16 protein-coding genes are annotated in these 24,157 nt (G+C 60.1%); 3 read left to right on the top strand and 13 right to left on the bottom strand.

The annotated features are described in order from the left end of the window. Positions 1 to 24: 24 nt before the first annotated feature. The 10 genes from K3136_RS02420 to K3136_RS02375 form a co-directional block, all read right to left on the bottom strand. Positions 25 to 2,271 carry a M3 family metallopeptidase gene (locus tag K3136_RS02420; RefSeq protein WP_221431342.1) on the bottom strand — a complete coding sequence of 749 codons (2,247 nt, stop codon included), beginning with the start codon at positions 2,269 to 2,271 and terminating at the stop codon, positions 25 to 27. A gap of 172 nt (positions 2,272 to 2,443) precedes the next feature. Beyond that, the gene (locus K3136_RS02415; RefSeq protein ID WP_221431341.1) at positions 2,444 to 4,405 is read right to left on the bottom strand and encodes a hypothetical protein; all 1,962 of its coding nucleotides are present in this window, start codon (positions 4,403 to 4,405) and stop codon (positions 2,444 to 2,446) included. A 110-nt stretch (positions 4,406 to 4,515) separates the two neighbouring features. After that, positions 4,516 to 5,163: a TDP-N-acetylfucosamine:lipid II N-acetylfucosaminyltransferase gene (locus tag K3136_RS02410; protein ID WP_221431340.1), complete on the bottom strand. Its 648-nt coding sequence runs from the start codon at positions 5,161 to 5,163 to the stop codon at positions 4,516 to 4,518. Then, complete coding sequence (gene thpR, locus K3136_RS02405) at positions 5,160 to 5,702, bottom strand: RNA 2',3'-cyclic phosphodiesterase (protein WP_221431339.1); 543 nt, start codon at positions 5,700 to 5,702, stop codon at positions 5,160 to 5,162. Before thpR ends, K3136_RS02410 begins: the two co-directional genes overlap by 4 nt. After that, a complete protein-coding gene (locus K3136_RS02400) occupies positions 5,699 to 6,952 on the bottom strand; it encodes a GGDEF domain-containing protein (protein ID WP_221431338.1) in 1,254 nt (417 codons plus the stop codon). Before K3136_RS02400 ends, thpR begins: the two co-directional genes overlap by 4 nt. Positions 6,953 to 6,973: 21 nt before the next feature. Next, positions 6,974 to 7,903 carry a lysozyme gene (locus K3136_RS02395; RefSeq protein WP_247711405.1) on the bottom strand — a complete coding sequence of 310 codons (930 nt, stop codon included), beginning with the start codon at positions 7,901 to 7,903 and terminating at the stop codon, positions 6,974 to 6,976. Positions 7,904 to 8,095: 192 nt separating this feature from the next. Further along, complete coding sequence (locus tag K3136_RS02390; protein ID WP_221431337.1) at positions 8,096 to 9,286, bottom strand: GGDEF domain-containing protein; 1,191 nt, start codon at positions 9,284 to 9,286, stop codon at positions 8,096 to 8,098. Positions 9,287 to 9,405: 119 nt separating this feature from the next. Further along, on the bottom strand, positions 9,406 to 12,609 hold the full coding sequence (locus K3136_RS14110) for a hypothetical protein (RefSeq protein WP_221431336.1): 3,204 nt from the start codon (positions 12,607 to 12,609) through the stop codon (positions 9,406 to 9,408). Between the two features lie 126 nt (positions 12,610 to 12,735). Next, a complete protein-coding gene (locus tag K3136_RS02380) occupies positions 12,736 to 14,460 on the bottom strand; it encodes a calcium-binding protein (protein ID WP_221431335.1) in 1,725 nt (574 codons plus the stop codon). An 81-nt stretch (positions 14,461 to 14,541) separates the two neighbouring features. Continuing rightward, complete coding sequence (locus tag K3136_RS02375) at positions 14,542 to 16,596, bottom strand: calcium-binding protein (protein WP_221431334.1); 2,055 nt, start codon at positions 16,594 to 16,596, stop codon at positions 14,542 to 14,544. A 264-nt stretch (positions 16,597 to 16,860) separates the two neighbouring features. Between K3136_RS02375 and uvrA the strand changes: the two genes are divergently transcribed. Continuing rightward, the gene (gene uvrA, locus K3136_RS02370) at positions 16,861 to 19,776 is read left to right on the top strand and encodes an excinuclease ABC subunit UvrA (protein WP_221431333.1); all 2,916 of its coding nucleotides are present in this window, start codon (positions 16,861 to 16,863) and stop codon (positions 19,774 to 19,776) included. A 7-nt stretch (positions 19,777 to 19,783) separates the two neighbouring features. On the opposite strand, the gene K3136_RS02365 is transcribed toward uvrA, so the two are convergent. Both K3136_RS02365 and K3136_RS02360 read right to left on the bottom strand, forming a co-directional pair. Further along, on the bottom strand, positions 19,784 to 21,688 hold the full coding sequence (locus K3136_RS02365) for an ATP-dependent nuclease (RefSeq protein WP_221431332.1): 1,905 nt from the start codon (positions 21,686 to 21,688) through the stop codon (positions 19,784 to 19,786). Between the two features lie 86 nt (positions 21,689 to 21,774). Continuing rightward, on the bottom strand, positions 21,775 to 22,110 hold the full coding sequence (locus tag K3136_RS02360; RefSeq protein WP_221431331.1) for a hypothetical protein: 336 nt from the start codon (positions 22,108 to 22,110) through the stop codon (positions 21,775 to 21,777). Between the two features lie 77 nt (positions 22,111 to 22,187). On the opposite strand from K3136_RS02360, the gene K3136_RS02355 reads away from it, so the two are divergent. Then, positions 22,188 to 22,418, top strand: coding sequence for a hypothetical protein (locus tag K3136_RS02355; protein ID WP_221431330.1), 231 nt, complete (start codon positions 22,188 to 22,190; stop codon positions 22,416 to 22,418). 382 nt (positions 22,419 to 22,800) lie between these two features. Continuing rightward, positions 22,801 to 23,442 (top strand): TIGR02466 family protein, encoded by a 642-nt coding sequence (locus K3136_RS02350; RefSeq protein ID WP_221431329.1) that lies wholly within the window; start codon positions 22,801 to 22,803, stop codon positions 23,440 to 23,442. 9 nt (positions 23,443 to 23,451) lie between these two features. On the opposite strand, the gene K3136_RS02345 is transcribed toward K3136_RS02350, so the two are convergent. Further along, the gene (locus K3136_RS02345; RefSeq protein ID WP_221431328.1) at positions 23,452 to 23,964 is read right to left on the bottom strand and encodes a septal ring lytic transglycosylase RlpA family protein; all 513 of its coding nucleotides are present in this window, start codon (positions 23,962 to 23,964) and stop codon (positions 23,452 to 23,454) included. Positions 23,965 to 24,157 lie beyond the last annotated feature (193 nt).

Raw genomic sequence — 24,157 nt, 5'->3', positions numbered from 1 at the left:
TTCATTAGCGTGTGAGCGTGCGGCTTAGTTGACCGCGGTGCCCGGCAGCTTGCCGTCCGACACTTCGGTGTCGGCTGCTTGGTCACCCTCGGTGAGACCACGTGCTTCGAGCATCGGTGTCACGTCGGGCGCGCGGCCGGCGAAGTTTTCGAACATTTCGAAGTAATCCATCGTGCCGCCACGGCTGAGCACCTTGGCGCGATAGTGATCGCCATTCGCGCGCGTTAGGCCGCCGTTCTCGATGAACCACTTGCGGCTGTCACGATCGAGCATCTCGGTCCACAGATAGCTGTAATAGCCCGCGGAATATCCCGAGGGCGAGCTGAAGATGTGGTTGAAATAGGTGCTGCGATAGCGCGGCGGGACGAGATCGATCTCGAGGCCGAGCTCTTCCAGCGACTGGCGTTCGAAGGCATCGACCTTCTCCGGCGTGTCGATGGCTGCCGCTTCAGCCGGGCTGAGCGCGCTCCACTTCATGTCGAGCAGGGCGGCTTCGACGACTTCACCGAAGTCGTAGCCTTGGTTGAACTTGGCCGCGGCCTCGATCTTGTCGATCAGTTCGGCCGGGATCGGCTCGCCCGTCTTGTAGTGGACGGCGTAGTTCGACAGAACGCTCGGCCAGGTGGCCCACATTTCGTGGACCTGGCTGGGATATTCGACGAAGTCACGCGCCGTCGCGGTGCCCGAGAGGCTCTCGTAACGCTGGTCGGCGAAGAAGCCGTGCAGCGCGTGGCCGAATTCGTGGAAAGCCGTGTTGACCCAGTCGAAGCTGACCAGCTGCGGTTCGCCTTCCGGTGCCTTCGGGATGTTGAGCACGTTGTAGATCACCGGCTTGGTACCCCACAGGTAGCTCTGGTCGACGAAGTTGCTCATCCACGCACCGCCGCGCTTGGACGGGCGCTGGAACGGGTCGAAGTAGAACAGGCCAAGTTCCGATCCGTCGCGGTCGAACACGGTGTAGACCCACACATCGGGGTGGTAGACCGGGATGTCGGTACGACGTTCGAAGGTCAGGCCGTAGAGTTCCTTGGCCATGAAGAACACGCCATCTTCCAGCACCTTGTCGAGCTGGAAATATTCCATCACCGCGTCTTCATCGAGATCGTAGCGGTCCGCCTTGATCTTGTTGGCATAGCGATACCAGTCCCACGGCTTGACTTCATAGTCGCCGCCGTCGGCCTTGATGGCTTCGTTGAGCATGGCGGCCTCTGCACGCTGCGTGGCGGCGAGGGCGGGGACCATCTGCTCCATGAAGTCGAGCGCGGTCTGCGGCTTTTCGGCCATGCGGTCCCACATGGCATAACTTGCCCAATCGGCTTCACCGAACAGCGCAGCCTTTTCGGCACGCAGCGTGGCGATCTTGGCGATCAGCATGCGCGTGTCGACGTCCATCTGGCCATCGGCGCGATGGTAGCTTGCCATGAACAGCTTTTCGCGGGCGTCGCGGTTTTCCATCGCCGGCAGGAGCGGCTGCTGCGTGGTGTTCTGCAGGGCGATCGCGAACTTGCCCGGCTGGCCGTTTTCGGCGGCGAGATCGGCAGCTGCCTGGATATCGCTGTCCGACAGGCCGGCAAGGTCTTCGCGGCTGTCGAAGAAGACCGGATTGTCGTTCATGGCCGAACGCGCAAGCTGTCCGAACTCGGTCGTCAGCGTCGAGAGCTCGGAGTTGATCGCCTTCACGCGCTCGCGCTGGGCGTCGGTAAGGAGCGCGCCTGCGTGGACCATGCTTTCATAGGTGTTCTCGAGCAGGGTCGCGTCTTCGGGCGTCATCGTCATCGCGGCGCGATTGTCGTAGACTGCCTTCACGCGGGCGAAGAGCTCCGGATCGAGCGTGATGCTGTCACCATGGGCGGTCAGCTTGGGGCTGATCTCGGTGTTGATTTCGTCGAGACGGTCGGTGGTGTTCGTGCCGGTCAGCGCGAAAAAGACGCGCGCAACGCGGCCGAGCATACGGCCAGACTTTTCCATGGCGACGATGGTGTTTTCAAAGGTCGGCGCGGCCGGGTTTGCCTTGATGGCCTCGATCTCGGCCTTCTGGATTGCCATGCCCTGCTCGAAAGCGGGGAGGTAATCGTCTTCCGAAATCTTGGTGAAATCGGGCGCGAGGAAGGGCAGCGTGCTGTCCGAAGCGAAGTAGCCGGTGCCTTCGGGGATGATGACGGTGCTTTCGACCTCTGCGTCTGCAAGCGGGTCCATTTCGCCTCCGGGGGTTGTGCTGCAAGCTGCAAGCAGGGCGGCGGCGGCGGTGGTGGCCAGGATTTGGGCCTTCATGTTCTCTCCAATATTTCTGCGGTGGCGAGGGGTGTCGAGGCACAAGCCCAAAACCCCACGCGTGCGACGCGCGGGGTTAGAGGGGATTTGCGCCCGTTTCGCAAGGCAAACCCCGTCCAACCGCCGACTCTCGTCGGCAGCGGACAATGGGCTATTGGCTATGAACGCTGTCTTAGCGGTCGAGGTTCTGGAGCAGGCGGCGCATGAGCGCCTGGATATCCAGACCCTTGATGCGACCGTCTTCGCCCTCGCGCACCGGAAGCATGGGCGTGAGCTTGTAAGCTTCGCCCACCGGTTCCAGCGCGTAGGAACCGCCACCGATCTCGATCAGCGCCTTGCCGTCTTCATCCTTGATGATCACGATTTCGGTGCTTGAGGTCACTTCGTCACCCAGCAGCACCTCTTCGGTCAGCGTATAGAGGTTCTTGCTCGCTTCCTTGATCGAATACCGGAAGTAGAGCGGCGCTCCGAAATCGGCAGTCGGACGCTCGGCCACCGGCGGCGGGCCGTCATTGGTCGAAATGTCGACGTTCATGCGCATGCTGCGGACGGCAAGAGCGGGCGACTGGTCCTTGAGGATCGTGTGCTGGCCCATATTGTTGTCGGGCAGGCAGGTGGCGGTCCACTCGACCTTGAAATTGCCCGTCGGACGGTTGCGCTTGTCCACCAGGGGCACTTCCTCACGGGTGGGCAGGCACCAGATGACATCGATATCGATGTTGCGTTCGACCGCAGGCGTACCGGGAATGACCCCGCCATACCCGCCATAGGTGACAACCGTGCGCTTTGCAGGCACGCCGTATACCGGCAGGCCGCCTTCGACCGAACGGCTCGAGAGCAGCGTGCGGATCTTAACTTCTTCGGTCACGACACCGGTGTAGCCGTGGCGGAAGCCAGCGGTGATGAAAGGCTCGCCCGCTTTGAACTCGCCTTCGACGGCGGTGATTTCGCCCGTGCTCTGGTAGGGCAGGCGGTCGTGTTCCTGGTTGGCGGCAAGCTGGGCCTGCTGCGGCGCGAAGCCGACGCTCAGCGGGGCGAACTTGTCGCGCGCTTCGATGCGATAGAGCTCATCGGTGCTGAGCAGGCGGCGCATCTGGATTGCGGCGCCCGACTTCTTGGAGCTGATTTCGGCAACGGCGGGGCCCATGCGCGCGATGCGGGCACCCTTCTGTTCGGGCGTCATGCTCTCGAAGGTGGTCGCCTTCGCGCAATAGGGATCGCCGTAATAGGAACCGCGGCCGCCGTCGGTAACGTCACCGTGTTCGTCCCTGGCAAGGCGCAGCTGGTAGAAAGGAAGGTCCCAGTCCTTGCCGCAAGTGGTCCATTCGGCCTTGAGCTGCGGCAGGCCCTCGGTACGCACGGTATAGGGGGCCGGCGTAACCATGGGGACAGCCGCGGTCAGCACGACCGCGCCATGGACCGACTTGCCGGACCGTTCCGCGATGAAGGCATATTCATCGAAGGTGCCGTCCATATCGCGGTCGATCAGGCAGGCATCTTCCTCGCCCGTAGGTGCTTTCAGTTTCGTGGCGCAATAGACCTTGCCGTTAAGCGAGGTCAGGCTGCGAGGATCCTTGGTGGAGCGGAATCGCGCTTCGTAAAGCTCGACGTCCGACACGCTGCCGTCCTTCCAGGTCATCGTTGCGGTGGCGGCAGATGCTGCGCGCGCATTGGTCTGGAGCAGGAGGCGGTTGCTCGGCGCACTGCCCCTATGCCAGACATTGCCCGTCGGTTCGTCACCGGTCTGCGGGGCGAGTTTTACCGGCACATCGATGGCGACCGAGCGGTGCAGGATTTCGTCGCGAGTGAACATTTCGGCGAGAGCCATCGGCTCTACCGCGATATTCACTGGAATGTCTTCCAGGAGGGCTTGTGCGCGCTGCTCGGGATCGAGGCGCGTGTTGGCCGACTTGGTCAGCGTGTCGAACAGCGAGGGAGTTTCTTCCTCGCTTTCGATAGCGACCGTCGGTGGCGGCGGAACCATGACCGGCGGCGGAGCTGTCGTCTGCGTCGGGGCCGGTGTTGCCTTGACGGGTACGGGAGGCAGGCTCTGCCGATCCTGAGCGATTGCCGCCGAGCCAACGCCCAGAGACACGATTGCCGCCATCGTGGCGACGCCATTCAAACTTTTCATGATGCAACCCCTGCATTTACGATCCGCGCCGAATTTGCCGAGGTTTGCCGCCGAATACAACCGATTCCGGCAATCGATAGGACTTTGACGCTTTTATACTACGCAGGGCGCTATTCGATGTCTCGACCCTGGCCGAGTTCGGTCTGCTCGCGGGCCGTTTCTGCCGCTTCGACGAGCGCTTGCCGGTTGACGGTCACGACCTGCGGGCGGCCGCTTTCGCCGACCACCAGCCACAGCGTGCCGAGCTGGAAGAAGCCGCCGCGATCCTTTTCCACCGTCATTTGCGACAGGTCGAGCTTGCGCAGCATCTCGAGCATGCGCTCGTCGAAAATGTCGTCGAACAGCGCATCGACCTGTTCCTCGGTGAGGTCCTGCTGGCGACCGTCTTCGTCGATGTACAGAAGCGGGATGCCCAGCTGCTCGAGAAGGCGGGCCTTGTCGCCGCTTTGTGCCGCTTCGCGCAAGGCGCCGATTGCGGCCTCGAAACGGCTCGGGCTGGTGTCGGTGGCGCAGGAGATCGCGCCGCCCTTCGCGACATCGTGGGCGCGGTCGAATTCGATATCGGGCTCTTCTTCGCCGGACCATACGTAGAGCAGGCAGTCGTCCGGCGGCGCTTCGGACCCGACTTCCTCGATCGTTTCGAGCAATTGTTGGCGCGCGGGATCCTCGTCGGCTTGCGTATCTGCAACGGGCGAGCAGGCCGCGGCCAGAAAGGCCCCGGCAATAACTGGCAATCTGGTGGCCAATGCGCGCTTCATGGGTCCTTGCAGCGATAAGTGACGATGGGTTCGTAAAGCGATCCCTGCGGGCGAAGGTGGCTCTCATACAGGATGTAGTCGTCAACCTGCCACGGTCCAAGCGAAAGCCCCGTGTTCCGTGCAAGGAACGGGGCCGAAGGACCGCAGGAGGCATTGAGCCGGGCCATGGTGATATGGGGCGCGAACTTGCGCGTTTCCGGCGCAAGTCCGACCGATGTGCAGGCGCGCTCGACCTTGCGTTGCAGGCGCAGCAGGGGCTCACTGGGCGCGATCCCTGCCCACAGCGTATGTGGCACGCCCTTGCGTTCGAAGAAATCGACCCCGCTCACGCGAAGCTCGAAAGGCTCAATGCGGATCTCGGCGAGAGCCTCGACAAGGTCGTCCGCTGTGTGGGGGTCGGTTTCACCGACGTACCGCAGCGTAAGATGGAGCTGGTCCTCGTACTGCCAGCGGGCGTTGTCGACGCCGTCCATAAGGTCGATCAACGCATCGCGAATGGCCTCGGGCGGGCGGATGGCGACAAAAAGGCGATGGGTCATGTTTCTGGCCGGTGCGGTCCGGCGGGCCTGGAGAGTGAGTACGGGCACCCCGGATTGTAGCAGACCTGGTTTCGTCCGGCGGATTTCGCCTCGTAGAGTGCGTCATCGGCCCGTTGCAAGGCATCGCCGACGGTTTCGTTCTTGCGCAGCGCTGACAGGCCGATCGATGCTGTGGCCAGCCCCACAGGCAACTTCTCTTCGCTGGCGAGATTTTCGATGTTGAGGCGCAGTTTCTCTGCAATGGCGATGGCATCGTCAACGTCCGGAACATCGATAAATACGGCGAACTCTTCGCCTCCCAGGCGTGCTGCAAAGTGGGTATCGCCATCGAGTTCGCGCAGGCCGTCGCGGATCGAGGCGGCTATAGCGATAAGCAGGCGATCACCCCTGTCGTGACCGAATTTGTCGTTCACCCGTTTGAAGCGGTCCACGTCGATGATCATCATGTGGCCCGGATCGCACAGGGCTTCGGCGTGGAGTTCGTGCTCGAAAATAGCGCGCCGGTTGTAGAGCCCTGTCAATGGATCGCGTGTGGCGAGAAATTCGGCCTGGCTAAGCGCTTCGGATAGTTCCTCACCCAGACGCATGTTCTGGACCAGCATGTCCGCAGCGACAATGCGCTGCTTGGCCGCCCCGAAACTGAACAGCGACACGGCGGCAAAGACGAGGACCAGACCCGGCCCCATGACCAGCGCGAAGTCGGTCGGTGCGGCGGCAAGACCGATCCCGCCAGTCGCGAGAAATGCGAATATGAACGGCGCCCAGATATGCAGGGTGGAGGAGGTGTTTGTTACGACCAGCGAAACGCAAATCATGATCCCGCCGAACACGAGGAATGCAGCAGGATGAGTCGAAGGCTCAAGCAACAGCGGCATCAGCAGTAGTGCCCAGCTCGACCCGCCCAGCACACCGACTGCCATGCCGGCGGTAATCGTGCGCTGGATCGAGCGGCTTGCACTGATTTCCCTGCGCATACGCTCGTAGACGATGGCGGTTAGCAGGATCGCAATGAACCGGAACAGGGCAGGGAACAGGAAAGCAGTGCGGTTGGGGAGCATCTGCGCAATGCCGACGATCAGGGCTGTGCCCAGAATATTGGCAAGGAGCGTGCGTTTCTCGACTTCGGAAATCGCGCGCAGGACCTCATATTGCCGTTCGGCAATCCATCCTTCATCGCGATCCGCTTCGGGAAGGCCTGAAATTTCTGTGCGCCCGTTGTTATGCACGCGATCGTAGTAGCGCCTGACCACTGGTTTACCAGTAATAATCCCTTATGTAGTTACACGGGTGGCGCCGGTTTCGCGCGGGTCATCATAGCTTGCGTCCATGAAGATCTGGGCCCTGCGCTCCGAACGGTATTCAAGTCCGCGTGCAACCTTGCCGGCTGCATGCGTATAGTCGAGTTCGGCGGCAATCGCTTCGTAATCCCGGTCGGCAATAGCGGCGTTGAGGCGCGGGCTTTCGCGCTCCGAAACATTACCGAGGCCGACATTGTAAACGAGGTCGAGCAACGCATCGAATTCGTGCTGGTAGAGGGGCAGGTCGCCCACAAGGATCCTCACGCCGCGTTCGGCGGTCTTCAGGTCTTCTTCCAGGAAATCGAGCACGCGCTGCTCGGACACCCTGTCGCCAACGCGCAGATTGTCTGCGGGGCGGACCAGGTGGCCGACACCCACGGTGGGGTAGCCCGCGACGTCGCGATATACGGTATAGCGTACGCCTTCTTCTTCGATCAGCGCCTGCTTAAACTCGTCGCTTGCCTTCAGGATGACTGCCGGCTTGCGCACGGTGTCGTTCTCCGCAAGCGGCTCGGTCACGGCCACGGTCTGCTTTGTCTTGGGACGCTGGACCGGAGGGCCGGTAAAGGCGGCAAGGCTCATCGCGCCTGCGCCCATCATAAGCGATGCACGCTTGCGGGTGGAGAGCCTCGGTTTGACATTGTAGACCCCGGCCGCAGCCTTTCGTGCGCGCTTCAGTGCGCGCCGATGGTCGCGATGGCGACGGATGCGGCGGAGCATCCCCGACGCCTTGCGGTTCTCGCCTGCATGCGGGGTAGCGGTCCATTTTTCGTTGTCGAGCGGACGGTCGAGCTCCTTCATGATCGCCTTGAGCCGTTCGCTCTGGATCGATCGCCGTTCGTCGGCGGCCGTGGAGGCGGATGAAGTCGGCGCGACCTGACCTTTATCTGTTGTGTCTGGCATTAAGAAAATGCGCCTTCGTTCTAGTATTTCTGCGCGAGGAGCCTCAATGCGCCTCGTCTGCCTGCTCAGTGCGCGCAACTATCGAAAAGAGCGCATTGGCGACTTGTGCTTGTCTATAGAACGTACGGGAGAGGGTATTGGGTCCACGACCCGCCGACAACGGGCCACGCTTTGCGGAGGACACCAAGAAAATCAGGCGACCGCGCTGACCCGGTTCCGGCCTTCGCCTTTGGCCTGGTAGCAGGCAAGATCGCTGCGCTGCAGGACATCGTCTAGCGTCTCGTCGGGGTGCCACCGCGCAAGGCCGATCGAGGCAGTGACCGTTTCACGACCAGCCCCGTCAATGCCCACGTCGATGCTGGCAATATCCTCGCGCAGGGCCTCTGCGAAACGGCGCGCCTCGGCACAGTCGCAGCCATCGAGGATGACGATGAATTCTTCCCCGCCATGGCGGAAGGCAGGAAGGTGGTCTGCGCCGAACGCCCGAAGGCGGGCGCGAATGACGTCGGCCGATGCCACCAGCACGCGGTCCCCCGTCGCATGGCCGTGGCGATCATTGATCCCCTTGAAGTGATCGAGGTCGATCGCAAGGACATGGCGCGCCGATCCGTTTTGCGGGTCATGCTCGCGCTCTTCGAACAGCTTACGGCGATTGAAGAGGCCTGTCAGCGGGTCACGCCAACTGAGGAATTCGGCATGGGCGAGCGCTTCGGAAAGCTCATCGGAAAGTTCGCGGTTCTCGACCAGTATCTCCGCCGATGCGATGATATGATGGCCGGTATTGGCGGAATAGACCCTGATCCCGATAACCGCCATTGCTCCGATCGCAAGGATCGTCGGGTTCTGGCCGTCAGGATAGAAGAAAGCCAGCACGGCAAGGGTCAGCAGGAAGCTCGCCAGCATGCCGTCGCGCGGGCCAGGCAGGGCAGCCAGCGTAACCGCGATCAATGTCAGGATCATCAGCACTGCGGCGTAGATCATCAGGCCGGAAGCGACCAAGGCGGTTTCAGGCGGTGGAAGGGCCATCAGCCCGAGCGTGGCGCCGGTCAGGCACATGGCGATGAACAGGATACGGCGCGGCCAGACCGTGTCGCCGCGCTCGCGATAAACCCGCTCGAGATCGGTCGCCGCCCAGCGGGTAAAAAGGAAAGAACAGGCGCGCAGACAGATGGCAATCACATGCAGCTGCGGCATGCCCATCAGCGCAATTGCACAGAGCAATATTGCCAGCCCGAAAAGGCTCGCGGTGAGCGACCGTCGCTCGCGTTCGAGCATGGCGAGGATCGCCTCGCGCTGGACCTCGTATTCGGCATCCATCGCGGCGGCACGCGCGGTGCCTCCTTTGCTTGCCCTGACGGCATCGGGATGTTCTCTAGCGAGCAATGGTCTTGCAGGTCCTCTTTCGGGGGAGGGCCTAGCACATGAAGGTTAATGAACCGTCCTAGTATTGTTAATCCTTTTACCTCGCCCCGTGAAATCCAGCATGCCTGCGCAAGTTATTGCTAAAGCACGAAATCGGCGCCCTGCAGCGCGATGTCGCCGTCAAGCACAATGATGAAGTCAGCAGTGCCGTCACCGTCGACATCGCCTTCGACCATCGTCTGGTTGCCGTCGCTGGAATAGCGCAGTTCGCCCGCAGTGCCGCTGAATGCGGCATCGCCAATGAAGGTGAATTCATCGTCCGCGCCGCTCGAGGTGTCGGCATCGAAGGCGCTGAGGTCGATGAGGTCGCCGTCGGCCTGGCTGAAGTCGGTGATGACATCGGCGCTGCTGAGCCACTTGCCGGTTTCGTACCTGCCGAAGACGAAGGTGTCTGCACCGGCGCCGCCGGTCAGTATGTCCTTGCCCCATTCGCCGCGCAGCCAGTCGTTGCCTTCTCCGCCCAGCAGCACGTCGTTGCCGGCGCCGCCAAAGAGCAGGTCGTCGCCGATGCCGCCGTCGATCGTATCATTGTCCTTGCCGCCGAGGATGCGATCATTGCCGTCCTCGCCGAAGATCAGGTCGGCACCGGTGCCGCCATAGGCACGGTCGTGACCATTGCCGCCGTGGATTTCGTCATCGTCCGCGCCACCGAAGAGGTAGTCGGTGCCGTTGCCGCCAGCCATCCAGTCATTGCCGTCGCCGCCGTCGAGGCGGTCCCAGCCGGTGCCGCCGTATAGCGTATCGTCGCCAGCCTCGCCCCAGACGCGGTCCGAGTGATGGCCGCCATCGACGATATCATTGCCGTCACCGCCGTAGATATAGTCGACGTCGTCGTCGCCATTGATCGTGTCGTTGCCGTAGACACCGTAGAGGAAATCCTGGCCGTCGCCGCCGTGGATGATGTCGTCCGCGTCATAGGTCGCGTGCATCTCCGCACCTTCGACATCGCCATAGATCGTGTCCGATCCTGCCATGCCGCTCAGCGTCTCGTTGCCGTTCGAGCCGGTAATTACGTTGTCGAGTTCGTTGCCGGTCAGCTGTGCGCCATTGGCATGCCAGAATTCGCGGTAGGTGATGTTCTCAAGGTTGGCACCAAGCGTATAGCTGTAGTTGACGAGGACCGTGTCGATGCCTTCGTCGGCATACTCGACAATCGTGCCGGTTTCCCAAACCCGATAGGTGTCGTTACCCGCGCCACCGTAGAAAGTACCGTACTGGCCCGCGAGGACATTGTCCTGTTCGTTGCCGTAGAGCGTGGCATTGTTGAAGACGGTCGCTTCCTCGACATTGAGCGCCATGGTATAGCTCGAGCCGGTAATGAGCTGTACGCGATCGTATCCACCATCGGCATCTTCGACCACGGTCGCATCGCCGCTGTTGAGGTAGTAATAGTCGTTGCCGCCACCGCCGATTGCCGTGTCGAGCGCGTCCATCCCGCGGAAATGGTTGGTGCTGTCGGTACCGACCACCGTCTGGGTGTATCCGCTGCCCTCGAACCGGACGTCGAAGATGCCTTCGGGAATGACGTAATAGTCGGCCGTGGTGTGCAGGTAATTGGTGGGGTTGCCCGACCAGTAATCGACCCCGCTGCCGACGATCACTACATCGTCGGTGTCGTCGACCCAGAAGAAAACGTAACCCGTGGCAAGGCTGGCATCGAGCGTATCGATCCCGGCGCCGCCATCCAGCGTGGAGTTGCCCGATCCGGCGACGGTCAGGTAATCTACCCCGTCGCCACCATAAAGATCGTTCTGGGACCCGGCGGCGTAAAGAAGGTCCGCACCATCGCCGCCGTAGAGCTGGTTGTAGCCAAAGTCGCTGCCGAAGAGTGTATCGTTGCCTTCTCCGCCGTCGAGCAGGATCGTCCAGCCATTCCAGGACTGCAGCAGGCTGGCATCGATATAGTCGGCGCCGCCAAGGCCATAGGCTTCGAGCGAGCCCAAACCGTCAATGATGTAGGTACCGAGTTCCATCCGGTTGTCGAGTTCATTGCCGGTCAGCACGAAGTCGGTCGCGTCGCCGGTAATGCCAAGGTTCTCGACATTGTCGGGCAGCGTGTAGGTGCCGTAGGACGTAATGACGGTGTCGGTGCCTTCATTTGGCAGTTCCACGACGAGATCGCCCGGATTATCCACGTAATAGGTGTCGTCGCCGAGCCCGCCGGTCATGGTGTCCTCGCCAATCCCGCCGTCGAGCACATCGTCGCCGGGTGTGCCCTCGAGAATGTCGTTATCGGCTGGATTGCCAGTTCCGCCGCCCGATAGCGCGACCGACAGGATGCCGGCGGTCGTATTGAGGAATGCCTGGCTGCCGTCGGCTGAGATCGCCATTTCGATACCGTAGGGCAGTACCGCGGCCGTTATACCGTCGACGGCAAAGGTTTCGCCCTGCGTGAAGGTCGGGCCGGTGAAGTCGTCAAAGCCCGCCACGTAGCTCACGATCACGCCTGCCGCCGCATCATAGGCATACAGCGTCTCGCCATCGGCGCTGAAGGCGAGGGCGGCGATATCTCCCGAGAAGCCATCATACATCGACAGCGTGTCGATGTAATAGAAGTCCTTCGTGAAGATGTTGAGCGCGCCGTCTGCGAACACTGCGATATAGCCATCGTAGTCGTTGCCCGACACGGCTTCGACACCGCTCGAGAAGTCCATCACTCCAGGCTGCGTGAAGGTGTTGTCGGTGAAGACATAGCCATCGGGCGTGACGAGGCTGAACTGGCTGTCTGCCTGGTAAAGTTCGCCCACCAGCGTCATCGAATAGGCACCAGAAGGCGTGAGTGACACAGCGGTTCCGTCGCCGGGTATATCGCCCAGATCGGTCATTCCGCCGTAGCCAAGGTCGAGGCTGATGAGCGAAGACGAGGTTCCGTTTGCGCTGTGTAGCGACACCAGCACTTCGCCGTAGTCGCTGACCGAGATGTCGGCGATCCCGCGATCATCTCCGGAAATCGGCACCTCGAAATAGCTGACGTAGAAATCGCCGGTATAAGGGTCGGGACCGTAGCCGACGTCGATCAGTGCGAGATGTCCGGTTGCGGTGAAGTCGGCTCCGGTGCCGGCTTCGTTGGTCAGCGTCGCAAGGCTGACGAAGAGAAAGACGCCATCGGGCGAAATTGCGATTGCGTCCAGGTCGTCGCCCACGAAGGTTTCGACCTGTAGCTCTCCGGTCGAGGCATCGTAGGTGCGCACGTAACCATCGTTACATGCCACGTAGATGAAGGCGCCATCGGGGCTAAGCACCCAGTTTTCGTCACCCTGGGTTTCAATCAGAAATTCGGCCATTTGCGTTGCGTCCCTTGTGAATCAATCGGATTCAGCAAGGAGAGCTAGGTCGAAATACTTTACGAAATCTGACGTTTGCGAGAGAAAGTCACAAAAAAATCCGCGAATACTCGAAAGGTGCAGAAATTAGAGAACGAAGTCCGCCGCCGTCATCGTCAGGTCGCCGGCGAGCTGGATGAACATATCGGCCGATCCGTCGCCATCGACATCGGCGGCAAGAAAGGTATCGCCGCCACTGCGGAAGAAGCGCAGTTCGCCTGCCGTGCCGGTGAACCGGCCAGACCCGATGAAAGTGAAGGCGTCGTCTCCCGCAGTGCCGGCTATCGCATCGATTGCGGACAGGTCGATCACATCGCCTTCGGACTGGCTGAAATCGGTGATGAAGTCCGCGCTGGCGAAGTAGCGGCCCGACTGGCTGGTCCGCTCGAACAGGAATGTGTCCGCACCGTCGCCTCCGGTCAACTCGTCGACGCCCCAGCTGCCGATCAATATGTCGTTGCCACTGCCGCCATCGAGGAAGTCGTTGCCCGTGCCTCCATGCAGGCGATCGTTGCCGAACTCGCCGAACAGGCGGTCATCGCCATTCTCGCCGAACAGGCCGTCCGACCAGCCGCCACCGCGGATCGTGTCCCAGCCGGTCCCGCCGAAGATCCAGTCGTTGCCGATCCCGCCTTCGAGCGTGTCGCTGCCGCCATTGCCGCGGATCTGGTCGCGCCCATCACCGCCAAGGATCATGTCGACGGACATGCTTCCTCCGAGCACATCGTCGAAAGCAGAGCCTTCGAGCATTTCGATGGATACCAGCGTGTCGATGCCGGCACCCAGCGTCTCCTGAGTGGCACCCTGGATCGCCAGAGTGACCGAAACGCCGCTTTCCGCATCGGTGTAGGATGCCATGTCGAAACCCGCACCGCCGTCGAGAAGGTCGTTGCCCGTTCCGCCCGCCAGTTCGTCGGAACCGATGCCGCCGAACAGTTCGTCGTCGCCGCCGGCTCCGCTCAGGTAATCGTCGCCTTCGTCACCGAAAAGGTGATTGACGATGTCGCCGCCAAAGACCTGGTCGTTGCCTTCGCCGCCGCGAAGGTAATCGTGAAGCGGGACGTCGAGCACATCGTCGAGGATCGTGCCGAGGCCGGTGTCGGCCAGGATGGCGAGGTCGAGTTCGCCGATCGTATAGGCATAGCCGCGATAGAAGACGACGCCGTTCATCAGGCCCAGCCGAGGATCGTCGCTGTCGCCGGGAAAGGCGTTGCTGTTGCCGTAATGCGCGGCGTTTCCGAATGTCAGGTCCAGCGGGCCGCCGAAATAGGCTTCCACGTTGGGGCCGAGGAAATGCGGGTCGCCCTCTATCGTAAGGCGCCGCAGGTCGTAGGGGGTCGCATAAGCGAATTCGTTCGACGAACCGTAATAGCCGGTAAAGCCCAGGGCGTGGCCGATCTCGTGCAGCATGACGCTGAGGCCGTCGGTCCGGTCGGAGGGAATATCGTCGCGCGTCTGCGGGGTGGAATCGAGGAACAGCTCGTTGAGCAGGTAGTCGCGCGAGATGTAGATTACGATGTCGTGCCCGCTGTCGCTGACATTCTGCCCGGTCTGCAATTCATAGGCAGGCGCGCCAACCAGCACATTGCGGCCCTCGAAAACACCAAGATTGGTGCCGTTACCCCAGGTCGCCGCGGCGGTCCCGGTGCTGGTGGACTCTACCAATTCGATCCGCACCGCAACATTCGCATCACCGGCAAGAACCGCACCCCAAAGCCGGAATGCCTCGTCCGTCACGCCGAGCAGCAAATCGATGATATCCTGTGGGATATCGGCGAGATTGACGACGTTGTAGGTGGGATTGAGCGCCATGGTCGCGACTCCGGATTTCTGCGATGAAGCGGAGCCTTTCGCTAATTTCGATGCGGGTCAAGCGGAACGCATTGGTGGCGCTTACAAAACGAAGTCCGCAGCCGTCATCGTCAGGTCTCCGTTTAGCTGGATGAACATGTCGGCCGATCCATCTCCGTCCACATCGGCTGCGAGGAAGGTGTCGCCTCCATTGCGGAAGAAGCGCAGTTCGCCGGCCGTTCCGGAGAACGCGTCCGAACCAATGAAGGTAAAAGCATCGTCGCCTGCCGTGCCAGCGATCGCGTCGATTGCGGAGAGGTCGATCACATCGCCGTCGGACTGGCTGAAATCGGTGATGAGGTCAGCGTTGCCGAAGAAGCGGCCCGTATGGTCCGCGCGCTCGAACACGAAGGTGTCCGCGCCGGCACCGCCGGTCATGGTGTCCTTGCCCCAGCTGCCGTTCAGGATGTCGTTGCCGAAGCCACCATCAAGGAAGTCGTTCTGGCCGCCACCGTCGAGACGGTCGTTGCCGTAATCGCCGAAAAGCCGGTCGTTGCCGTTGTCGCCGTAGATCGTGTCCGACCAGCCGCCGCCACGGATCTCGTCCCAGCCTGCACCGCCGAACAGCCAGTCGTTGCCATTGCCGCCCTCGATCGCGTCGCTGCCGGAATTGCCTCGGATTTCGTCACGCCCGGCATCGCCGAGCAGAGTATCGGCTTCTGCACTGCCGTGAAGCTGGTCGTCGTATGCGGATCCGCGCACAGCTTCGATCGAGATAAGAGTGTCTACACTGCCGCTAGAATTATCCCGTACGACGGAGGGCGTGTCGAGTGTGATATGCACCCCGGTGCCTGCATTTGAGTAGGAGGCGATATCAAAGCCTGCTCCTCCATCCAGGACATCGTTTCCAGCGCCCCCGACAAGTTCGTCATTCCCCTCGAGCCCTCTAAGAATGTCGATCCCGCTTGTTCCCGTGAGCAAATCTGATGAAGCCGTGCCGTTGGTGACATCATAGAAGGTCCGCGACGCAAAGCTGGTTGGGGAGTTGAAGTCCCTGAACATGAAATAAAGATCGCCGGATCCGAATTCGACGACGGAGGGAAGGTCTTGGCCAAGCTCTGAGACTTGGTTGACGACAATCCTGTCACCAACAGGAGTTGCCTCGGCGTCATATCTTTGGGCGTAGATTTCGCCCCTTTGAAAATAATTGGAACCGCCATCATCTGTATCTGCTCGCCAGGTGACCACAAATCCCCCGTCTGCCAAAGCTACTACAGAAGATTGACCCGTTTCTGGATCGCTTGAGCCGATTTGAAACGGATCTCCAATTGCGGAGCCGCTGGCATCCAGTCGCTGACCGTAAACGAAGGCATTCGGATAGGGTGAGTCCGTCCAGGTGACTATGATGTCTCCGGAAGTGAGGACCGCAATAGAACTGAAAAAGGCGTCGTGGCTGGCAGGGCCTTCGGAGATATCCCAGCTCGAAAAGCTGACCGGCTGCATCTGATATTCGGAATCGACAATCCGAACATTGACTTCCCTGGAGGAGCCGCCCGACCGCCAGTCTTCGGTCGGACCTGTCCACGAAATGGCGAAGCCGCCGTCATTGAGAGCTGCAAGGCGGGGATAATAACTTTGGGCGAAATCGTCGGACGTTACCGAGACCTGCCCGCTGATCGACCAGCCGCCGCTTGCGAAGAGGCGATAGACGATATTCCCTACACCGTTGTCCCCGTTGTCAGTCCACGCCACGGCAAGATTGCCATCGGCTAGCTGGACAATATCTGGCTGACTCTGATTTCCGAACGTCTGGACGTTGACGGCGCGAACTGGACTTGTTGCTACGCCGGCAGAATTGAAAACTTGGAGGTATATACCGTTCAGACTAGCGTCGGACGCCTGCCAAACCACAGCGAAACCGCCCGAAGCCAATCCCACGATCTCAGGATCGTAGCCGTTCGAGGCCACCAATACCTCGGAACCGGTTTGCAGGCCGTCTGCATCGAAGATCCTTACGAGGATATTCCCGTCGCTCTCGGCAACCGAGACAAATCCGCCGTCTGACGTCCTCGACAGCGAATTTTGCCCGGATGACCCGCCTCCAAGATCGACTTGTTCGAAACCCGCGTAATCTGAATCGGTTGTGAGATAATACATTGCGACCCCAAAAAGCACCCTAAAAATCCGTAGTTTATGAACTGTTATTTGTTTTCTCGAAGTAGTCAATCAATTGGCAAAGCAAATTATTCCGGAACAGGTTCTGGCGCTCCGGAAAGCTGGCGATGCGTTGTAAAATCGACCGCTAATCCTACATCATTCGGAACCGTTCTCGCGCTCATCGACTCATTACGCGTAGCCATCTCCAGTCGGGTGTGCGTGGCGACTTGACCCAAGCGAACAATTCAGGAACACGCTTCCTCCATGGCACTTACCAAGATCTCCGTACGCGGCGCACGCGAGCATAACCTCAAGGGCGTCGATATCGACCTGCCGCGCGATAGCCTTATCGTCATCACGGGGCTGTCGGGCTCCGGCAAGTCGAGCCTTGCCTTCGATACGATCTATGCCGAGGGGCAGCGGCGTTATGTCGAGAGCCTCTCCGCCTATGCGCGCCAGTTCCTCGAGATGATGCAGAAGCCCGATGTCGAGCATATCGACGGGCTGTCTCCCGCTATCTCGATCGAGCAGAAGACCACGAGCCGCAACCCGCGCTCGACCGTGGCGACGGTGACCGAGATCTACGACTACATGCGCCTCTTGTGGGCGAGGGTGGGGGTGCCGTACTCGCCCACCACCGGCCTGCCGATCGAGGCGCAGACGGTCTCCAACATGGTCGACCGGGTGATGGAATTGCCCGAGGGCACGCGCCTCTACCTGCTCGCCCCCGTGGTGCGCGGGCGCAAGGGCGAATACCGCAAGGAGCTGGCCGAATGGCAGAAGGCGGGCTTCACCCGCGTGCGCATCGATGGCGAGATGTACCCAATCGAGGAAGCGCCCGCGCTCGACAAGAAGTTCAAGCACGACATCGAAGTGGTGGTCGACCGCCTCGCGGTGAAGGAAGGGCTGGAAACCCGCCTCGCCGACAGTTTCGAGACCGCGTTGAAGCTGGCCGATGGCCTTGCCTATGTCGACCTTGCCGATGGCGTGGTTCCGGGCCGCGAGGACGAGGGAGCTTCGGGCGGCGCGATGAAGGGCGCAGGGCTGCCCGCGAACCGCATCGTGTTTTCCGAGCGGTTCTCATGCCCGGTCTCCGGCTTCACCATCGAGGAAGTCGAACCGCGCCTGTTCTCCTTCAATGCGCCGCAGGGGGCCTGCCCGACCTGTGACGGCATCGGCGAAAAGCAGCTGTTCGACCCGCAGCTGGTCGTGCCGAACGAGGCGCTCAGCCTCAAGAAGGGCGCCGTGGTCCCCTGGGCCAAGAGCAACCCGCCTTCTCCCTACTACATGCAGGTGCTCGCCAGCCTCGCGAAGGAATACGAGTTCGACCTGACCACACCGTGGGAGGAGTTCGACAAGGAAATCCGCGACATCATCCTTTACGGAACCAAGGGCCGCGCGATCCCGCTCACCTTCAAGGACGGGCGCAAGGAATACACCGTGCGCAAACCGTTCGAGGGCGTGATCGGCAACCTCAACCGCCGCATGCTGCAGACCGAAAGCGCGTGGATGCGCGAGGAGCTGGCCAAGTTCCAGACCGCGCAGCCTTGCGAGACCTGCCACGGCAAACGCCTCAACGAGAAGGCGCTGGCGGTGAAGATCGCGGGCACCGACATCGCCACGCCCACCAAGATGAGCGTCGCCGATGCGAAGGACTATTTCCTCAAGCTGCCCGATGCGCTGGGCGACACGCAGCAGCAGATCGCCAAGGCCATCCTCAAGGAGATCAACGAGCGGCTTGGCTTCCTCGACAACGTGGGGCTCGACTACCTCAACCTCGACCGCACCAGCGGAACTCTGAGCGGCGGCGAGAGCCAGCGCATCCGTCTCGCCTCGCAGATCGGCTCGGGCCTCTCGGGCGTGCTCTACGTGCTCGACGAGCCCAGCATCGGCCTCCACCAGCGCGACAACGACCGGCTGCTGGAAACTCTCAAGCGCCTGCGCGATCTCGGCAATACGGTGATCGTAGTCGAGCATGACGAGGACGCCATCCGCACCGCCGACCATGTGGTCGACCTCGGCCCCGGCGCGGGCGTGCATGGCGGCGAGGTGGTGGCGCAGGGCTCGCTCAAGCAGGTGCTCAAGTCGAAGAGGTCGCTCACCGCTGACTACCTCACCGGGCGGCGCGAGATTGCCGTCCCGCAGACGCGCCGCAAGGGCAACGGGCACGAGCTCACCGTCCACGGCGCGCGGGCGAACAACCTCAACAACGTCACCGCCAGCATCCCGCTCGGCACCTTTACCTGCATCACCGGCGTTTCGGGCTCGGGCAAGTCGTCCTTCACCATCGACACGCTCTACGCCTCCGCCGCGCGCCAGCTGAACGGCGCACGCATCGTGGCGGGCGCGCACGACAAGGTGACCGGCCTCGAATATTGCGACAAGGTGATCGAGATCGACCAGTCGCCCATCGGCCGCACCCCGCGCTCCAACCCGGCGACCTACACCGGCGCCTTTACCCAGATTCGCGACTGGTTCGCCGGCCTCCCGGAAAGCCAGGCGCGCGGCTACAAGCCCGGGCGCTTCAGCTTCAACGTCAAGGGCGGCCGCTGCGAGGCATGCCAGGGCGACGGGCTGATCAAGATCGAGATGCACTTCCTGCCCGACGTTTACGTGACGTGCGAGGAATGCGGCGGCAAGCGCTACAACCGCGAAACGCTGGAGGTGAAGTTCAAGGGCCACTCCATCGCCGACGTGCTCGACATGACGATCGAGGACGCGGAAGGCTTCTTCAAGGCAGTCCCCCCGATCCGCGACAAGATGCACATGCTCAACGAGGTGGGGCTGGGCTACGTCAAGGTCGGCCAGCAGGCGACCACCCTATCCGGAGGCGAGGCGCAGCGGGTGAAGCTGGCCAAGGAACTGTCCAAGCGCAGCACCGGCCAGACGCTCTACATCCTCGACGAGCCCACCACGGGCCTCCATTTCGAGGATGTGAGGAAGCTACTCGAAGTGCTGCAAAGGCTGGTGGACCAGGGCAATTCGGTCGTCGTGATCGAACACAATCTCGACGTCATCAAGGTCGCAGACCACATCCTCGATCTTGGCCCCGGAGGCGGCGTGCGCGGCGGCGAGATCGTCGCCCAGGGCACGCCGGAAGAGGTAGCTGCGGTCGAGGGGAGTTATACGGGGCAGTATCTCAAGCCGATGCTGGAGCGGCAGCGGGAGGCGGCGGAGTGACGAGGCGCTAGCGAAGATTCTGAAGTGACTGGTTTAGTGCCTTCAGAACATCCTTCAACCTTGTGATTGTATCCCGAGTCAGCGGCAGCCGAGTGCCCGACGCATTCGCTTCCTGGAAAAGGCGCGATAAGGTCTTTTTGTTTGGCTTTCGCGGCAACGACAGCTGCGTTTGAATGCGGGTTATATCCTCAGCATCTAGTAGGTCTTCGATTTCCTTCCCTGTCTGCACGTAGTCAGAAAGTAAAACGACCTCATGGTCGAGATCTAACGATCTTCGATATTCCTTTTGGGCAGCCTTCCCCTCATTGTCACCGTCAAGCAAGATAAGATAATTACTGCCCCACCCTCTCAGGATCGCAATGACAGGCTTCATAGTGGTGGCGCCAAGTGCCGGCACGATTGGGACAGAGCTGGTCAGGTAAAGTCGTCGAATATATGAGAGGATATGAAAATCTGATTTTCCTTCCACAACGATACATTCATCTTGTAAATCAAGATTGCTGGGTTTTACTTCCAAGCGGTCCAAAACCGGTTGAAAGTAGGTCAAGCTCCCTGAACCTTGGTCGGCTTCAGAGACGAACTTCCGATATTTTATTGCTTCGACGCGCGCGTCTGCGGATGCGCTACCTTCGCCACTCGGATCAGCATAGTCGATCGCGTCGTTCTTAACGATGTAAGCTCGTTCAAGCCACAGTGGGTCGACCATGTAATGTGAATGCGTCGAAAATATCAGGCTGTTGGGTGCTTGTGAAATATCCCTAAAACTGTCTAACAATTTTTCTTGAGCCTTGGCATGAAGATTCGAAGCCGGCTCATCGAACAAAAACAATATACCACGATTGCTCTCGCGTGTGGCCATGAATTTGGTAAACAGCAGGAAGCAAAAAAACCACCTGAAGCCGAGTGATCTGTCAGCAATATTATACCTATTTCCGGAATCTCTTACCTTAAATTCTATCCATACATCATGACTTGTGGTTTCGTCGTCGTATTCCGTAAATTTATCGTATGCGTCGATTGAAATTTCCTTACGCACAGGCGAGTGGGTAAAAATCTCATCCCATTTTCGGATGATGAAGTCAGAGACAGTATCCGCCGCACGATCGACGGTTTGCTTTATCATCTCTCGATTGGACCGTTCCGCCGCGCCTTGGGCAACCGGTTCTTTGTACTCACCGTCCTTCGTTCGCCCGTGCAGTTCGTCAAACCGTTTCACTATGTGTGGCGCGATCTTGTGGCCCGCGCCTCCGGAGTCCAGAACGGATTGGAATATATTCTTGTAGAATTCGTTCAGGGCCTTCTTTTTACCGTGACCCGGACCGCCACTAAGATAAATTTTCTCAGGAAAGTCAAAAACGAACGTCGGAAAATATGCTATTCGTGGCAAGAAGGTTAACAAAATCGAGACTATGTTTTGGCGTTCTTCGTTTGATGGGTCTCGAAAATTCTTTTGTTTACCGGTCCGGACTTTTGGAGATAAATTCCAGCGATGGATCCGGAACTTGTGTTTTGAGGCTTCGTAGGAGTGTCCCGATCGTATTGTGAAGCTGAGGGGTATCGACTGGGGATCAACTTCTATCGCATGTCGGCGCTTCATCAGTTCAATAGCATCGTCGCGCTCTTCTTCGCCCCATTCGACCTCTGCTTCTACCGTCGAGGCACCGTTGAAGTTTGAAAAATGCTTGCGCGGTATGAAGTACGCTGGATTGTCGCTGAGTAGCACACTCTCGTCGTAGAGTGCTTTGCTTTCAGGATCAGGTGAGAAGCTGTAGATTGCCTCAAGAATAGTGGTCTTTCCGCTTTCGTTCAGACCTATCAGGGTGGTTGCCTGAGCTCCTTGGGAAGTGGGCAACTCGATTTGAGTCTTCTCGATGCCTCGATAATTTTCGATTGAGAACTTTCTATAATGCATATCGTTTCTCCAGCGATGGAGATTACGAATGCAATCGCCTATTGCAACAAATGCAGCGCGAAGTTCAATTTATTTCGGTGCAAAACCTAGTTATTTCGAGTGCCAGTTTCCGCGGTCAGCCTATCCTCATTTCTTTCGAGAAGGCCCCAAACCTCGATGCCTGCATTATCTTCGAATTTCAGCGCTCCTGATCGAAGAAGTATGCGCCGAAGCTCGTTGTCGTCATACCCGCCGATATGGTGCTTTAGGGTCTTAAAGGTTCTCAAACGGTAGTTCTCATGCTCCAATAGTTTTTTGATCAGCTCCTCTGTTTTGTATTCAAGCTGAAATTCTCTTTCCGTTCGCATTCTAGCTAGATGGATAGTGACGAGCGAGGTCAAAACTGCAACTGAAACTGTTGCGAGAATATCTAGCAGGGTCATGCAGCGGGTCCTTTTTCTTTCCTACGCATGGAGGCTGTCATAAATCGCGTGGTTCATTCAAGCCCATGAGGTGAACCATGAACGCTCTCGTCACCATCGAAGCCGCCCCCACCGCCGGTCCTCACGGGGAGGGGCACACGATCTTCGGCCCCAAGTCGCAGGCCGAGTTTCTCCAGAACCTCCAGCTGTTCGGCCCAAGAGGCGCCCAAGATCCGGTTCGCGGCCCAAGCGATGCGGGTTTCGGCGTGGCTTGTGCGGACTGTTGCCCGAATGTCTCGCTTCCACCGCGAGGGGTGACAAAGGCCTGAGGCTATAACCTATGTTTTAACGCTCGCCCGAGTGTGGGTGGTAGATGGCTTCCCATCGCCGGACCACGCATTGGCTTATCGGCGACTGAGAGAAGCCCCGGCATTGCTCCCGCCTCGTGCACTGGAGTTCTCCCATGTCTGACTGGCTTGTCGTCCTTATCACCATACTCGCCGCGCTGGTCCTGGCGATGATCGTCAGCGAATGGATGGTTGGTCGCCGGCGCCGCTGAGCGCGCGCTTGCGGGGCGGGCGGTCCCGAAAGGTGGCTGCTCACCTGTAAAGTGGCCTTGGCGGCGGCGCTGGGGATGTCTCCTTCCGGTGCTTGAAATCCCGATCAACCGACGTTTATGAAGCGGGCGGGGTAAAATTTGGGGACTGCACCATGGCCACTGCTGCCAAAGCCGCGCCTGCGCGCGAATTCACCGTGAAGCCGCTCTTCGCAGAGCCGTATTTCGTGATGAACATCAAGGATGCGATTTCGCCGAAACAGGTGAAGTTCATCCAGTCGCTCAAGATGAATGCGAACCAGGTGAACCACATCTCGGAAGAGCTGCGGCTGTTCGACCGGCCGGAGATGAAAAGCATCAACAAGGCGGTAGACGAGGGGCTTGCGACCTTTGCGCGCGAGGTGATGGGGATATCGCACGAACTGGCCGTCACGCAGAGCTGGTCGCTGATGAACCCGCCGGGCGTCGGCATGCATGCGCATACGCACTCGAACTCGCTGATCTCGGGCTCGCTCTATTACGCGCCGCTGCCCACTCCGCCGGGCAACATGATCTTCGAGCGCGACAATGGCTATCGCCAGATCGAGATGAAGGTCCACGAGGCGAAGCAGAACGTCTACAACACGCCGCGCAATGCGGTGGTGCCGAAAGAAGGGGACCTGGTGCTCTTCTCGAGCGCGATCCAGCACTATGTCGAGGTGAACAATTCGAACGAGAACCGCTACTCGATCGCCTTCAACACCTTCCCGCGCGGGAAGATCGGCAGCTTCCGTGAAGTGAGCGAGCTGGAGCTCTAATCTAAAAGCTTAATCGAGCAGTGCGAGTTCGACGCTGCCGTGTCCGCGGCGGACCAGGCCGATTTCCTCTGCCGCTGCGCGCGAGAGGTCGATCGTGCGACCCGGAGTGAAGGGGCCGCGATCGTTGATGCGCACGATCACCGACTTGCCCGTGCGGGGGTTGGTGACCTCGACCATGCTGCCGAAGGGCAGTGTCTTGTGGGCAGCGGTATAGGCATTCATGTCGAACCGCTCACCACTGGCGGTGCGGCGACCATGGAAGCGGCGCCCGTAATAGGACGCAACGCCGCTGCCGAGCGGAGTGCTGGCAGGCCCTTCCTCGATCGGCGGTTCGAACGTGTCGATGTCGACCACGCCGGGACCGGCCTCGGGTGCCTCGGGCAGCTCGGCATAAGGCGCAAAATGCGCTTCAAATGTCGGCTCTGGGATGATCTGGGATTCGGGCTCTTCGGAATGACCGGCCGTGCCGGGCAGCGCCAGGGCTGCAAGGAAGAGCATGCTGCGAAACGCGCGTTTGGCCATGAATGGACCTCCCGTCTGGTTCGGGAGGATATAGGTGAGGTCGGCGCGAGAGTCGTTAACGCGGACGGAAACCGCCTCGAAATGGCCACGTTTCGCCGCGTCTCGCCCTCGTAAAAAGCTGCCCTACAGCATTTTGGGGGTCTCACCGGGAAAGGACACCAGCAGATTATTCGACCTCTGCGGAACAGTTCCT

The organism is Qipengyuania gelatinilytica (genome assembly GCF_019711315.1).
In the GTDB taxonomy this organism is placed as follows: Bacteria; Pseudomonadota; Alphaproteobacteria; order Sphingomonadales; family Sphingomonadaceae; genus Qipengyuania; species Qipengyuania gelatinilytica.
The sequence above is the reverse complement of the archived record's forward strand: the minus strand, read 5'-3'. Positions and strand labels throughout refer to the sequence as shown.

Bases quoted from the DNA above. Each gene is read 5' to 3' on its own strand.
- K3136_RS02350 (WP_221431329.1), top strand. From the start codon at position 22,801: ATGGCCACTGCTGCCAAAGCCGCGCCTGCGCGCGAATTCACCGTGAAG.
- K3136_RS02410 (WP_221431340.1), bottom strand. From the start codon at position 5,163: ATGAAGCGCGCATTGGCCACCAGATTGCCAGTTATTGCCGGGGCCTTT.
- K3136_RS02360 (WP_221431331.1), bottom strand. From the start codon at position 22,110: ATGACCCTGCTAGATATTCTCGCAACAGTTTCAGTTGCAGTTTTGACC.
- uvrA (WP_221431333.1), top strand. From the start codon at position 16,861: ATGGCACTTACCAAGATCTCCGTACGCGGCGCACGCGAGCATAACCTC.
- K3136_RS02375 (WP_221431334.1), bottom strand. From the start codon at position 16,596: ATGTATTATCTCACAACCGATTCAGATTACGCGGGTTTCGAACAAGTC.
- K3136_RS14110 (WP_221431336.1), bottom strand. From the start codon at position 12,609: ATGGCCGAATTTCTGATTGAAACCCAGGGTGACGAAAACTGGGTGCTT.
- K3136_RS02380 (WP_221431335.1), bottom strand. From the start codon at position 14,460: ATGGCGCTCAATCCCACCTACAACGTCGTCAATCTCGCCGATATCCCA.
- K3136_RS02395 (WP_247711405.1), bottom strand. From the start codon at position 7,903: ATGCCAGACACAACAGATAAAGGTCAGGTCGCGCCGACTTCATCCGCC.
- K3136_RS02365 (WP_221431332.1), bottom strand. From the start codon at position 21,688: ATGCATTATAGAAAGTTCTCAATCGAAAATTATCGAGGCATCGAGAAG.
- thpR (WP_221431339.1), bottom strand. From the start codon at position 5,702: ATGACCCATCGCCTTTTTGTCGCCATCCGCCCGCCCGAGGCCATTCGC.
- K3136_RS02355 (WP_221431330.1), top strand. From the start codon at position 22,188: ATGAACGCTCTCGTCACCATCGAAGCCGCCCCCACCGCCGGTCCTCAC.
- K3136_RS02420 (WP_221431342.1), bottom strand. From the start codon at position 2,271: ATGAAGGCCCAAATCCTGGCCACCACCGCCGCCGCCGCCCTGCTTGCA.
- K3136_RS02345 (WP_221431328.1), bottom strand. From the start codon at position 23,964: ATGGCCAAACGCGCGTTTCGCAGCATGCTCTTCCTTGCAGCCCTGGCG.
- K3136_RS02415 (WP_221431341.1), bottom strand. From the start codon at position 4,405: ATGAAAAGTTTGAATGGCGTCGCCACGATGGCGGCAATCGTGTCTCTG.